Annotated in this window: 11 protein-coding genes; 5 read left to right on the top strand and 6 right to left on the bottom strand. The window is 70.4% G+C overall.

The window, feature by feature from the left end:
- Positions 1–778 precede the first annotated feature (778 nt).
- Entirely contained in the window at positions 779–1,372 is a 594-nt protein-coding gene (locus ABZ552_RS09870; RefSeq protein ID WP_281878037.1) for a hypothetical protein, read from the top strand.
- A 4-nt stretch (positions 1,373–1,376) separates the two neighbouring features.
- Here the strand turns inward: ABZ552_RS09870 and ABZ552_RS09865 are convergent, their stop codons facing one another.
- Positions 1,377–2,702: a deoxyribodipyrimidine photo-lyase gene (locus ABZ552_RS09865; RefSeq protein WP_281917496.1), complete on the bottom strand. Its 1,326-nt coding sequence runs from the start codon at positions 2,700–2,702 to the stop codon at positions 1,377–1,379.
- Between the two features lie 159 nt (positions 2,703–2,861).
- Complete coding sequence (locus ABZ552_RS09860) at positions 2,862–3,425, bottom strand: lipocalin family protein (protein WP_281880793.1); 564 nt, start codon at positions 3,423–3,425, stop codon at positions 2,862–2,864.
- Positions 3,426–4,023: 598 nt separating this feature from the next.
- On the opposite strand from ABZ552_RS09860, the gene ABZ552_RS09855 reads away from it, so the two are divergent.
- The gene (locus ABZ552_RS09855) at positions 4,024–4,869 is read left to right on the top strand and encodes a MerR family transcriptional regulator (protein ID WP_281917495.1); all 846 of its coding nucleotides are present in this window, start codon (positions 4,024–4,026) and stop codon (positions 4,867–4,869) included.
- Between the two features lie 738 nt (positions 4,870–5,607).
- Here the strand turns inward: ABZ552_RS09855 and ABZ552_RS09850 are convergent.
- Both ABZ552_RS09850 and ABZ552_RS09845 read right to left on the bottom strand, forming a co-directional pair.
- Positions 5,608–6,957 carry a TIGR01777 family oxidoreductase gene (locus tag ABZ552_RS09850; RefSeq protein WP_281878033.1) on the bottom strand — a complete coding sequence of 450 codons (1,350 nt, stop codon included), beginning with the start codon at positions 6,955–6,957 and terminating at the stop codon, positions 5,608–5,610.
- A gap of 168 nt (positions 6,958–7,125) precedes the next feature.
- On the bottom strand, positions 7,126–7,917 hold the full coding sequence (locus ABZ552_RS09845) for a 3-oxo-5-alpha-steroid 4-dehydrogenase (RefSeq protein ID WP_281878032.1): 792 nt from the start codon (positions 7,915–7,917) through the stop codon (positions 7,126–7,128).
- 114 nt (positions 7,918–8,031) lie between these two features.
- On the opposite strand from ABZ552_RS09845, the gene ABZ552_RS09840 reads away from it, so the two are divergent.
- The gene (locus ABZ552_RS09840) at positions 8,032–8,838 is read left to right on the top strand and encodes a nuclear transport factor 2 family protein (RefSeq protein WP_281878031.1); all 807 of its coding nucleotides are present in this window, start codon (positions 8,032–8,034) and stop codon (positions 8,836–8,838) included.
- A 186-nt stretch (positions 8,839–9,024) separates the two neighbouring features.
- Here ABZ552_RS09840 and ABZ552_RS09835 read toward each other — a convergent pair whose 3' ends face one another.
- Positions 9,025–9,951 (bottom strand): sterol desaturase family protein, encoded by a 927-nt coding sequence (locus ABZ552_RS09835; RefSeq protein WP_281917492.1) that lies wholly within the window; start codon positions 9,949–9,951, stop codon positions 9,025–9,027.
- A 223-nt stretch (positions 9,952–10,174) separates the two neighbouring features.
- Here ABZ552_RS09835 and ABZ552_RS09830 point away from each other — a divergent pair, with 223 nt between their 5' ends.
- A complete protein-coding gene (locus tag ABZ552_RS09830; RefSeq protein ID WP_281878029.1) occupies positions 10,175–11,332 on the top strand; it encodes a histidine kinase in 1,158 nt (385 codons plus the stop codon).
- Positions 11,329–12,000 carry a response regulator transcription factor gene (locus tag ABZ552_RS09825; protein ID WP_281878028.1) on the top strand — a complete coding sequence of 224 codons (672 nt, stop codon included), beginning with the start codon at positions 11,329–11,331 and terminating at the stop codon, positions 11,998–12,000. The genes ABZ552_RS09830 and ABZ552_RS09825 overlap by 4 nt, the downstream gene beginning before the upstream one ends.
- Positions 12,001–12,054: 54 nt before the next feature.
- Here the strand turns inward: ABZ552_RS09825 and ABZ552_RS09820 are convergent, their stop codons facing one another.
- Positions 12,055–12,861, bottom strand: a complete 807-nt coding sequence (locus ABZ552_RS09820) for a VOC family protein (protein WP_281878027.1) — start codon at positions 12,859–12,861, stop codon at positions 12,055–12,057.
- Positions 12,862–12,898 lie beyond the last annotated feature (37 nt).

Genomic DNA, 12,898 nt, shown 5'->3' with positions numbered 1-12,898 from the left:
CCTCGCCCAGAACGCCGCTCAGGTCGATTACCTGCGAGGTAATCGACCTGACAGCGGTGTGCCCGGGAAGACACCTGCATACCTGCCTTCATCCGGCCCGTCGGGCCCTCGGCCGCACTTCGACCGCGGAAACGATCCTCGACGCGGGATCTCGAGACAGCCCGATACCCTGCTGGGAAACTCCTGGCAACTGAATCGGTATCCGTATCGGCACGTGCTACTCCAACCGGCAGGTGCTCGATACCGCGCGGGAAATCACCGGCCACGACTTCCCGTGCACTACGGCTCGCGCAGGCGGGGGATCCGGCCGCGAGCGGCAAGGCGGGCAGCAGGCTCGGCTGGAAGACGCGGCGCCCGGGCTTGGCCGACACCGTCTCCGACGCAGGGGAATTCCACCGGTCGGTGTCCGGCGACTGATCGACCGAAGAATAATTCGAGGTATTCGGTGATTCTCGGGCAACCTTCGTCAGGGCGCCCGGCTTCCCGAGTCGATCAGAGAATGAGCAGGATCAGCGCCTTCTGCAGCGTGTCCACGATGCGGCCGATGGTGATCGCGATTTCGACGGTGCCCATGACAGGCCCCTTTCCTCGGGCGTGGCAGATCCTCGACATATCAATTCAAGCGCGCCCGAACGGGATTCGGAAGCTCACGCCCGGGTGGATCCACGAGATTTCATCCGCGGTGTCTCGCTCTTCGAATCATCTGTGTCGCGGCGCCGGTCGCGGCCGTGGAATCCCCACACCACGCAGACATCTCGATCCACCGTCAGGAGTATCTGTGGCGTCATCGCAACCGTTGATCCGGGAGGACTCGCACGACTGTTTCCGGTCCGTGGCGGGCACGGTCGGGCAAGCCGCGGCGATACTCGGCATGCTGTGTCGCGACCCCGCAGACCTCGCGGCGGCGCACGCGCGGCTCGTGGTGGTCGCCGATCGCAGCGACGCACTCGTGTGCGAACTGTTCGGCGTGCCGGATGCGGCTGGCCGGTGCGCGCTCGGCCGGGCGTTGCACAGCGTCGTCGTCCACCTGCGCACGGCGGCCGAGCGCGCGAGCGGGCACCGCGCGACGACGCTCGTGGACGAACTCACCGAGGTGATCGGCATCGTCGAGGAATGCGGGCAGCACACGGCCCGGTCACTGACTGCCCCGCTGAATTCCATCGAGGCGCAGAGATATCGAGCGGAGATCCGGCGGCTGGCGGACGACGCCGACGACGCTTTCCGCCGCCTGTTCGCGCGATGGTACTTCGACACCGACGACCTCATGGCGGTCGCCGAGATGCGTGACCTCGGCGACGAACTGGAGAACGTGGTGCAGGCCTTCGAGTCGGTCGCCGACGCAATGCTCGTCACGGACCGTCGACCCGGGTGAACCGCTACATTCCGACGAAGTCGATGATCGGCGCCGGATAGTCCGCCGGACCGACGTGTTCGCGCCACGGCCGGTGGATACGTCCGCCGGGCAGGTGCGCCAGCTCGGGAACCCAGCGCCGGACGTACTCGCCGTCCGGGTCGTAACGCTCCGCTTGGCGCAGCGGGTTGAGCACCCGATTCGGCCTGGTGTCGGTCCCCGTGCCGGCCACCCACTGCCAGTTGAGCTGGTTGTTCGCCAGGTCGCCGTCCACCAGCCAGCGCAAGAAGTGCTCCGCCCCCACCCGCCAGTCGACGCGCAGCGACTTGGTGAGGAAGCTGGCCGTGATCAGCCGCGCGCGGTTGTGCATCCACCCCTCCGCGCGCAACTGCCGCATACCGGCGTCCACGATCGGATGCCCCGTGCGGCCTTCGCGCCAGGCGTCGACGGCCCGCTCGTCGTCACGCGGGCGAACCGAGCGGGGCCGATAGTCCGACCAGGCCGACGACGGGCGGGCGGCCAGCAACTGGTGGTGGAAGTCGCGCCAGGCCAGCTGGCGGGCGAACGCGTGCCCGCCCGCGGTGGACAGGTCGAGCCGGTGCACCAGCTCCACCGGCGACACGCAACCGAAATGCAGATACGGCGACAGCCGCGAGGTGTCGTCGGCGGCGAGGTCGTCGTTGTCGCGCGCGTACTGCTCGACCGGCCCGGACAGCCGATCGCGCACGATTTCTCGCCCGGTCGTCTCACCGCCCACGGCAAGCTGCGGCGACGTCGGTCCCGGGCACAGCTCGCCCGCGTCCGGCAGAGGCAGGCTCGGCACCCGCGGCACCATGAGGCTGCGCGGTTTGCCCAGCGGCTTGCGCTGCGGCGCGTCGGACCAACGCCGGAAATACGGGCTGAAGACCGCGAAGTGGTCACGCCCGGTTGCGGGCAGCAGCGTCGCCGGATCGGCGACGGTGACGGTGGCGGAATGGGTGTGCAGCAGGCAGCCGCGCCGCGCGAGACGCTCCCGCAGCGCCCGTTCGCGCCGCCGGCTGTAGCCACTGACGTCGGCCGCCACGTGCACGCTCTCGGCGTGCACCTGCGCGGCCACGCGGTCGACCTCCGCGGCCACGTCGCCGCGGCGCAGCACCAGGCCGCCTCCGAGGGCGCGCAGTTCGACGTCGAGTTCGGCGAGGGCGGCGACGAGGAACCGGGCGCGGTTCGGCGCGGCGAAGCGCCCGGAGAGGATGGCATCGTCGAGCACGAACAACGGCAACACCGCGGCGCCTTCCCGGTGGGCGGCGGTCAGCACCGGGTTGTCTCGCACCCGCAGGTCCCGGGTGAACAGAGCGATCGTGACGGTCATCGCGCACGCTCAGGCTGTGTGGCAGTGACAGTCATCGAGCCTCCTTGTCGAACGAGCGCGGTCGTGCTCGGCGCCCGTGAGGGTTCGCGCCGGCGCGGCGTCGGGCGGCTCAGCCCCACCGCCGCCGACGCGACACTCGCGAGCGCCGAACATGCCGGATCACCCCGCGCACAGCGGGACGATGCGCGACTCACCGCCCGTCGTCGGCGAGGTCAGGTACAGGCACGGGTTCTGGCCCGCCGCGACGATCGCGGCGCGCACCTGCTGCCAGGCATTCGCGTCCAATGACGCGGCGCGCGCCAGGACGAATCCGGATATCCGGCTCGGGTCGGTGACCACCGCCCACGAATAGTCCGGGCCGAGCGCCGTGACGATGTAGTTGGTCGGCCCGTCCAGGCGATCCTGGGTCGGCACGCCGGGGAAGCTGACGTGCAGCTGGGCGCCGGTCTCCCGGTCGTTGACCGTCGCGGTGCCGTTGATCTCGTTCTGCGTGCCGGTCCACGTGGTGCAGGTGTTGCGCACCGCGATGTCGCCCGCCGCGTCGAGTGCGTAATTCGCCTGGGTATCACGCGCGCAGGCGAGGTTGAAGTACTGCGGGACGGCCGCGAGCTGACGCCACGTCCCCGTGTACCGCTCCAGTTCCAGCCGCGGCACCGGCGCGGGGCCGCCGAGCGGGTTCGGAGCCGCGGAGGCGCCACCCGCCGCCAGAGCGGTCGCGGACAGCGCCGACACCAGCCCGGCGAGCAGGCGGGTCGACGTACGCAGCAAGTTGCGACGGTGCACGCTAACTCCTCGGAAATCGGCGATGCCGACCACTCTAGCATAGAACGATGCACAATTGATGCAACGCATTCGCATCCCGGAGGAGCAATGACGCGGAGGACAGCGCCGAGCATCGAGGGCCCCACGCCTGCCGGAAACCGGTTCGCACACGCCCCGGGAACCAGCTGCGCGCCCGGCCGCACGACACCCACCCCGGCGCTGCCGCAGCATCACGCTTTCCAGAACTCGCACCGATGAGCCCACACACGCGAGCAGCCCTGGCGGTCGGCCGACGCGAGAGGCCGCCCAGCCGGCGGATCGCCCCTCTGCCCGTGGCAGTGGGGCCGTGCGGATGGGCCAGGCCGTCGCACCGGCCCGCCGCCGCTGCTCACCCTCCCGAACGGCGGCGGCCGACCTGCACGCGTCCGGGCAAGCACCGCCGGGGTGGCCCGCATGAACGCCCCGGCACGAAATCGACGGTGACCTGATGCCGCCGCGCGGACCCACCGATCAGCCGGGTGGAGCGGATCCCGTCGGCGGCGGCGGGCAGAATGGGGCGATGCCCACCGGTCCCGTCCCCGTGTCCGACGCGGCGGGATACACGGTGCGCGCGGTCGCCGAGCGTCTCGGTATCCCGACCGCCACGCTGCGCAGCTGGAACCGCCGCTACGACATCGGCCCGCCGCAGCACCGCCCGGGTCGGCACCGCCTGTACACCGAGGCCGACATCGCCATGCTCGAACGGATGCTGGCGCTGATCCGCGCGGGCGCGAGCCCGGCGGGCGCGGCGGCCGCGGTGCGCGGGCCCGCGCCCACGCTCGGCCGCCGGGAGGCGCTGCTGGCCGCGGCCTTCGCGCTGGACACCACCGCGGTGTCGAACCAGATCGAAGCGCACGTCCGCGCGTTCGGCGTGGTGGACACCTGGAATCTGCTGTGCCGCCCCGCGTTCGCCGACATCGTCGATCGGCAGCTCGGCGGCGAGGGATGCATCGATGTGGAGCACTTGCTTTCCTGGTGCGTCGTCTCGGTGCTGCACCGGACGAACCCGCCGCCGGTCCCGGACGGCATGGCGCCGGTGGTGCTCGCCTGCACCAGCGGGGAGACGCACTCGCTGCCGCTGGAGGTGCTGCGCGCGGCACTCGCCGAACGCGGCGCCGGGGCGCGGATGCTGGGCGCCGACGTGCCCGCCGCCGCGCTCGCCGACACCCTCGCCCGGTTCGACCGCCCCGCCGCCGTACTGCTGTGGTCGCAGCAGGAGTCCACGGCGTTGACCTCCGCGGTGCGCGCCTGCCTCGGCGCGGGCGCCCGCGTGCTGGTCGGCGGCCCGGGGTGGGAGGCGGTCTTCCTCCCCGAGGACGTGGAACGGGTCGAGAGCCTGGTCGACGCCGCCGACCGGCTCGCCTGAGCACCCCCGGGCGAATCCCGCCGAACCGCCCCTATCAACGGACACGCCGCGATCCCGCGTCGGCACACCGTCCCGGCTCGGATCGGCGACCCGCAGCCGCCACGACCTTGGGGTCTACCAGGCCGGTCGGCCGGACGCCTTCGGGCCGGGCGAGTACGCGCTGAGCGAACTGGCCGTCATGGAACTCGACAAACCCCGAGGCGGCGATGGCCGCCCTCGGGGGTTCATTTCCGGGCACAGCGAAGGCGGCGTGGCGCGACTTCACACTGTGCCGTCACGTCCGTTCAGCGCGGTGGGCTGGGGGCCGACCACCTCGGTTGGCCACCCTTTCCACCCAGTCGGCAGTACGATGCAAAATCGATGCATCATGGGATCTCGGCACCGGCGCATCAGCAACGCCCAGCGGTAGCGGACCTCGTCGTGCGGCAAAGCTCCGCACCGGTCACCGGTGAGCGCTGTGCACACACCGCGCCTGCGATTCTCCGGCCGCACCGACCATGCCGCCCCGGCTCGGCCGGGTTCGATCATCCGGCGGGCGGCGGCATCTCGCGCACGCCGATTCAGCGGCTGCCCGTGCCTGACAGATCCTTCCGCGCTCGGGCCGCATCCTGGCACAGCGTGCAGCCGGATCGCTGCGTCGCGGGCGCGGACCGCCGGCCGCATCGATCGGGCCCCACGCGAGCACACGCCGCCGGACTCGGCACGCCCGTTCGCCCACCGAAGCACACGCCCCCGGGCTCAGTCCGCGAGCCTGCCGAGCAGGTGCCGTAACGCCGGTTCCAGGGCGGGGGTGCGGAACTGATGCCCGGCCTCCGCCAGCCGCGCGGGAACGACGCGTTGGTTCGCGGACGCCACCTCCCGATTGCCTTCGCGGCCCAGTAGCAGAGCGGGACCGAATGCGGGCACCGGGAACAGGGTGGGCCTGTGCAGCACGCTCGCGAGGATCTTGGTGTATTCCGCGTTCCGGACCGGTTGCGGCGCAACGGCATTGACCGCGCCGGACAGGCCCGCATCCCAGAGCGCCCGGTGATAGATGTCGATCAGGTCATCGATCCCGATCCACGACAGCCATTGCCTGCCGTTGCCGATGCGCCCGCCCAGCCCGGCGGTGAACAGCGGGCGCAACAACCGCAGCGTGCCGCCGCGCGGGGACTGCACGATGCCCGTACGCACGCGCACCACTCGCACACCGGCTTCGGCGGCGGGAGCCGTCGCGTCCTCCCACTCCTCGACCACATCGGCGAGGAAACCGGCACCGCGCATCGACCGCTCGGTCAGCGCCTCGTCGCCGCGATCGGCGCCGTAGTAGCCGATCGCGGAGGCGCACACGAAGACCGGCACCGCCGCGCGCGCCGCCACCTCGGCGAGTTTCCGGGTCGGCCCGATCCGGCTGCCCGCGATCGCGCGCTTGTGCCCCTCGGTGAACCGGCCTGCGATGGAGGCCCCCGCCAGATGCACTACGGCGTCCACACCGTCCAGCAGGTCCGGCGCGGGGTCGGCGGTGTCCCAGAGCCTTTCGTCGGCGGCGCGCGGCGCGTGCCGGACCAGCCGCACGACACGGTGCCCGCCGGTGGACAGGAACGCGGTCAGCGCCGAACCGACCAGGCCGGACGCTCCGGTCACCGCGACGGTCCTGGACACGAAGCCCGCTCCGGCCGCCCGCGCATGGGCCGCGAGATCGTCGGCGAGCTGCCGGTGCCGGTAGGCGAACATGGGGCGCAGCACCGTGGCGGGAACCGGCGCGTCCACCCGGTCCACCACCCGCGTACGCGTCTCGTCGACGACCTCGAAGTCGTGGGTGTGCCGCCACGGCAGCAGTCCGGCAGGCAGCGAGCCGATTCCGTCGACGGTGACCGCGTCCACGAACCGGCGCGGCGGGTCGTACTCGCCCGGATCGTGCCGCGCCACCCAGCGCAGGCCACCGGGCAGTCCGAGCACCGCCTGCCCGTCGCAGAGCGAGTCCGATTCGGCGCGGGGCGACACCGGCTGCCAGGGCGGCGCCAGGCGGGCCAGCGCGCCGGGGCGACCGTGCCAGGCGAACACCTCGGACCGGGGTAGATCGATGACGCTCGCGTACTCGATACCCATGACCCGACTCTAGTCCGAAACCGACGGAGTGCATCGGTTATGCATCGGTCATTGGCACACAGTTTCAAACACCAGATATTTGCCTGCTACTAGTAGTTATTCCGATGCAAATCGATGACTCGATCGTTGGGCAATCGATGGATAGACGACCCCGGTTCGGCAAGGAGGTCAGACCACGAACGGAATCAACGCCTTCCGGTCCACGGGATAGTCGGCGAACTTCTCCCGGTACCACTTGTGCGTGGCGAGGGCACGCGGCACAAGATTGCCCGCCGTGATCAGGAAGATGACCACGCCGGCCAACGACCAGGTCGCCAGCGCGAAGCCCGCCCACGCGATCAGCTCGCCCAGATAGGCCGGGCTGCTGACGAACCGGAATCCCGCGCCGTAGGGGATCCGATACTCGGCCGCACCCGGATCCGCCTTGTCCCGCAGGTTGCGCACGATGGATTCGGAGCGCACCAGCAGAGCGAAGCCACTCAGATAGACCACGAGCCCGAGCAGGAACCGCGGATCGGTCAGCCATTCCGGCCCGTACTGATCGAGGTAGTCGTGACTGAACAGGGAGCCGTTGAGATAGCCGTGCAGCGCCGTGACGAACATACCGGCGGCGAGCACCGAGACATTGAAGCTGCCCCGCTTGCCGGGCACCTGCCGGATGGCCAGCGGGAAGAACCAGCCACGGTTGCCGTAGTGCAGCACCCAGATGGCCGCGAGGGCGAGCGCCGTGGGTTCCAAGCGGTTCGGGCCCGCGAGATAGCAGAGGGCGAACACCACCGTCGCCGGGATCTCCATCAACCACCACCCCAGACGGGGATTGAGATTGAAACCGACCTTGCCGGAGGCGAAGCGGCCGTAGGGACTCTGCGCGAACAAGCCGCCGACCACGACGAACGCCGCGAACGCGAAGCCGATCGTCAGTACTGTGTCGTACACGGTGTTGCCGGTATACCAGTCCATCGAGTTCCCTTGTCCTGCGGACGCGACCGGCGGGACACCGGAACGCGACGCCAAAATTAGAACTTGTTCTACCATGTGTCCAGTCCGGCTCGCGTCTACGGAGGTTCTGTCATCATGCCGCTGGATCCCTCGGCCGCAGCGCTGCTGACGGCCGTCGAGGCGTCACCGCGCGCGGTCGCGGCACACGACAAGTCCGCGTGGGTGGGTCTGTTCGCCGCCGGGGCGGAGGTCAACGACCCGGTGGGGTCCCGCCCGCACGTGGGCCGCGCCGCCATCGAACGGTTCTACGACACCTTCATCGGGCCGAACACCATCGCGTTCCGGGTAGACCGCGACCTGGTCCATCCGCCGACGGTGCTGCGCGATCTGACTGTCGTCACCACGATGTCGACCGGCGCCACCGTCCTCGTCCCGATGCACCTGCGCTACCGGCTGGTCGAGCAGGACGGCGTCTGGAAGATCGCCTCTCTCGCCGCGCACTGGGAACTGGCGAACATGATCTGGCAACTGCTGCGCACCGGGCTGCCCGGGATCGCCGCGGCGCTGAAGCTCGGGCCGCAGCTGATCGTCAACCAGGGCGTCGGTGGCGCGCTGGGCATGATGCGGGCGCTCGGTGGCGTGGGCCGCCGCGGAAAACGAGCTACCACAAGGCTTTTCGCCGCCGCGGCGAGCACCGATCTGAGCCGGGCGCGCGAGCTGCTCGGGTCTCGGGCGGAGATCGAATTGCCCGCGGGCACGCCGGTGTCGGTGGAGGAATTCACCAATCGGGTGCGGAACATGCGCTGGAGCAAGGTGATCGCCGCCGGCCACACCGTCACGGCGAGCGTCCGGCTCGGCGCGGTATTCGGAGTCGCCGTCGTGGAGTTCGCGAGCAGCGGGGAAGGCATCGCGCGCGTGACGTTCTATCTCGACGGCGACTGACCCGGCGAATCGCCCGCCGCGGAGTCGTCGCCATCGGCCGATGCCCGCGCCCCCGTGGTCGCCTGCCCGGACCGTCACGCGTCAGTTCGGCGCCTCCGAGCACGCGCGTCGGTAGCCGGATGCACCGAAGCACCCGGCTACCGGATTCAAGGCAAGCTCAGATCGGTGAACGAACTCCGCACCCGGTCACGACGCGAGCTGTCCGGCGTGTTCCCGGGCCCGCCCCGACACCGGAGTTTCGACCGGCTCGGGCACCGGCACGGCATGCTCGGTCCAGCCGGGCGGGCCGAAGATGTATCCGAGCCGCCCCCGCCAGGTGCTCGCGCCGCGCACGTCGCGGATCAGCGCCGCCAATTCGTGATAGTTGACCTTCAGCGGGTTGTCGGTGCCGATGTTCTTGGTGAGGCCGTAGCGGACCGGTTCGGATTCGGCGGCGAAGCTGCCGAACAGGCGATCCCAGATGATGAAAATGCCGCCGTAGTTCTTGTCGATGTAGGGCTGGTTCGAGCCGTGGTGGACACGGTGGTGCGAGGGCGTGTTGAACAGGAACTCGATCGGACGCGGAAGCGTCTCGACGCGCTGGGTGTGAATCGGGAACTGGTAGAGCAGCCCGATGCCCTGCAACAAGAAGATCATCCACGCGGGGAAGCCCAGCAGCGCCGCGGGCACCCACGCCAGCCCGCGCAGGATATTCGGGATCGGATGCAGCCAGGAGAGGCGCAGCGCGGTGGAGAGGTTGAAGTGCTGGCTGGAGTGGTGCACGTTGTGCGCGGTCCACATCAGCCGGACCCGGTGGTCGGCACGGTGCGCCCAGTAGTAGCACAGATCCGTGACGATCAAGCCGAGCACCCAGACCCACCAGGATCGCGGCGACAGGTGCAGCGGCGTGATCGCCGCGGCCACGACCACGGCCGAGAACGGCACCAGATGCTGCATCAGCGGCTTGACCAGCCTGCCCACCGTGAACGTCGTCAGGTTGGAAGCGGTGTCACGGGCCGATCCGCCGTTGCCGGACCGGTCGGGATCGCGCCGGTAGGCGATCCACTCCACCAGCATGAGCACCGCGAACGCCGGAATGGCGTAGGTCAGCAACTCGAACTCCACACGACCCATGAGTTCTCCTTCTTCCTCTGGCCTCGGCCTTCGACGCTACGTGCCCGGGCCTGGGGAAACATCGCGCCGGCGAGGGACTTCGCGTCCCCCGCACGGGGGACGCGAGCGCGCCCGCGCGCGGGCAGAGTTGTCGTCCGTGCGGCGTCTCCGATCAGCCGGATCACTAGGATCGCCCCAGGACCCGGCACCGGAACCGGACGGAGGCGGTGACGAACTGTTGGACGTGAGCAGATCGCTGGCCCGCCAGTCGGTGGTGGTCGCCGTGGTGGCCGCCGTCATCGACGCGGTGGTGCTGGGTCTGTGCGGCGTCTTCGCGGTGGCGCCGTGGCAGACGGTCGCCGCTGTCACGGCCATCGTCGCCGCCGATCTCGCCTTGGCCGCCCCGCCCCGGACCGCAGGCGTGGTCGCGGTGGCGCAAGTGCTCGTGCGACTGCTGGCCGCGCTGCTGCTGTATCGGCACGGATTCCCGGTGCGGTTCGCCGACGTGGGGTTCCTGGTGGCCGGATACCGCGCGGGGGCGTGGCTCGCCGGACCGAGTTCGGTGCTGACCATGTTGTCGCTGTGCGCCGGAGTCGCCGGGGCGCACCTGGTCACCGACACCGCCGCGGCGCAGGACTGGCGGCTGCTGCTGGCCGCGACCGTCTCCGCGGGCTGCGTCCCGTGGCTCGTCGGCCGCTACACCGCGGCGCGGGGCGCCTACATCGCCGATCTGGAGCAGCGTGCCCGCCTGCGGCAGCAGGAGCACCGGACGGCGTTGGAGCGCGCGGTCACCGAGGAACGGGCGGCCATCGCCCGCGACCTGCACGACGTGATCTCCCACCACGTCAGTGCGATCGGCATCCACGCGGGCGCGGCGCGGCTGGCCCTGGGCGGCACGGCGAACGCGGCCGCCGCCCGATCGTTGTCGGCGGTGGAATCCAGCAGCCGGGCCGCGATGGTGGATCTGCGCCGCCAGCTCGACCTGCTGCACGGACGGGAGGACGAGGGGCAGCGCCAGCCGGGACTAGCCGACATCGACGGGCTGATCGAACATGTCCGCGCGGCCGGGCTGCAGGTCGAGACGACCGTGCGCGGTGACGCCGTCACACTGCCGGACTCGCTGAATCTCACCCTGTACCGCATCGTGCAGGAGATGCTGACCAACGCGCTCCGGCACGGCGACGGCACGCACGTCCGCCTGGACGTGGAGTACCTGCCGAAGCGAGTGGTGCTGAGCGCGACCAATCCCCTCCCCCGTGAGCCGGTCTCCGCCGACCCCTCGATCCAGCGCGGCCTGAACGGAATCCGCCGCCGCGCCGAGCTGTTCGACGGCGCGGTGGACTACGGCCGTGACGCCACGCACTGGCACACCACGGTGTCTGTGCCGATCGGAGGATCGTGAACCCGCCCATCCGCGTCCTGATCGCCGACGACCACAGCGTGTTCCGCTCCGGCCTGCGCGCCGTCGTGGACAGCCAGCCGGACCTCGATTGCGTCGCCGAGGTGAGCGACGGCCGCGCAGCGATCACGGAGACCGCCCGGCTGCGACCGGATGTCGCGATCCTCGACGTCCGCATGCCGAAACTCGACGGCTTGGCCGCCACCGCCGCGATCGTCGGCGCGGGCGGCACGCATGTCCTGGTGCTCACCACCTACGACAGCGACGCCAACCTGTATCGCGCCTTGCAGGCGGGCGCGAGCGGGTTCCTGCTGAAGAGCCTGCCGCCCGAAGAACTCGTCACGGCGATCCGGATCGCGGCACGCGGCGACGCGCTGATCGACCCGTCGATGACCCGCCGCCTGGTCTCCCGCTTCGCGAGCACGCTCGCGCCGCCGCGCATCCCGCCGGAAGTCCAGCAGCTCACCGCGCGCGAACTGGAGGTGCTGCTCCTGCTGGCCGACGCGCGCAGCAACGCCGAGATCGCCGCACAGCTGGGTGTCGGCGAGGAGACGGTGAAGACGCACGTCTCCCGCATCCTCGCCAAACTCGGCGTGCGCGATCGCATCCACGCCGTCGTCTACGCCCATCAGCACGGTCTGGCGTCGCCCGAATCGGCACGCCCCGACTGACCCCACGCGGCAGCGACAACCGAGCGCGGTGGCTCGGTTGTCGCTGCCGATGGCTCACCCGCCGGTCGGCGGTTCCCCGACGGTCGTCGTCGGATCGATGATGCCGAAGACCTCGCCCTGCGGGCCCTGGACGATGCCCATGCGGCCGAAGGGGCTGTCGTCGGGGCCCGACATGACGGTCGCGCCGAGTTCGCCCGCCTTGGCGAGCGCGTCGTCGGTGTTGTCGACCTGGAACCAGGCCAGCCAATACGACGGGTTGTCACCCGGCATCTTCGTCGAGTCGTTCACGCCGCCGACGGCGTCGCCGTCCTGCGCCAGGCTGAACGTGGAGTACACGAAGTGCTCGCCGTCGCCGATCTCGGTGTAGTGCCAGCCGAACACGTCGGCGTAGAACTGTTGCGCCTGCTTGTAGTCGCTGGTGTGCAGCTCGTTCCAGCAGTAGGCGCCGTGCTCGTTGTAGATGCCAGCGCCGGCGTGTGCCTTGGCCTCCCAGACCCCGAATACCGCTCCGGTGGGATCGGCGCCGACGACCATGCGGCCGACGTCGAGCACGTCGAACGGTTGCATCATCAGCGAGCCACCCGCGGCGCCGACCTTCTGCGCGACGGCGTCGGCGCTGTCGGCGGCGAGATAGGTGGTCCACACCGACGGCATCGGCATGCCTTCCGGCTTGGGTCCGATGCCGGCGGCCGGGCGGCCGTTGCGCATCGCCATCAGATATCCCCCCGCCTCGGGCGGGCTGTCCTCGATCTCCCAGCCGAAGAGAGCGCCGTAGAATTCGCGGGCGCGCGCCGGGTCGTCGACCTGGCAGTCGACCCAGCACGGCGTTCCCTGCGGCCAGCTTCCGTCATGAGTGGGCATTGCGGGTGCCTCCTGACATGGGTTGCCGATGTGCGGG

It is taken from the genome of Nocardia sp. NPDC019219, assembly GCF_040632645.1.
Classification (GTDB): Bacteria; Actinomycetota; Actinomycetes; order Mycobacteriales; family Mycobacteriaceae; genus Nocardia; species Nocardia sputorum.
The sequence above is the reverse complement of the archived record's forward strand: the minus strand, read 5'-3'. Positions and strand labels throughout refer to the sequence as shown.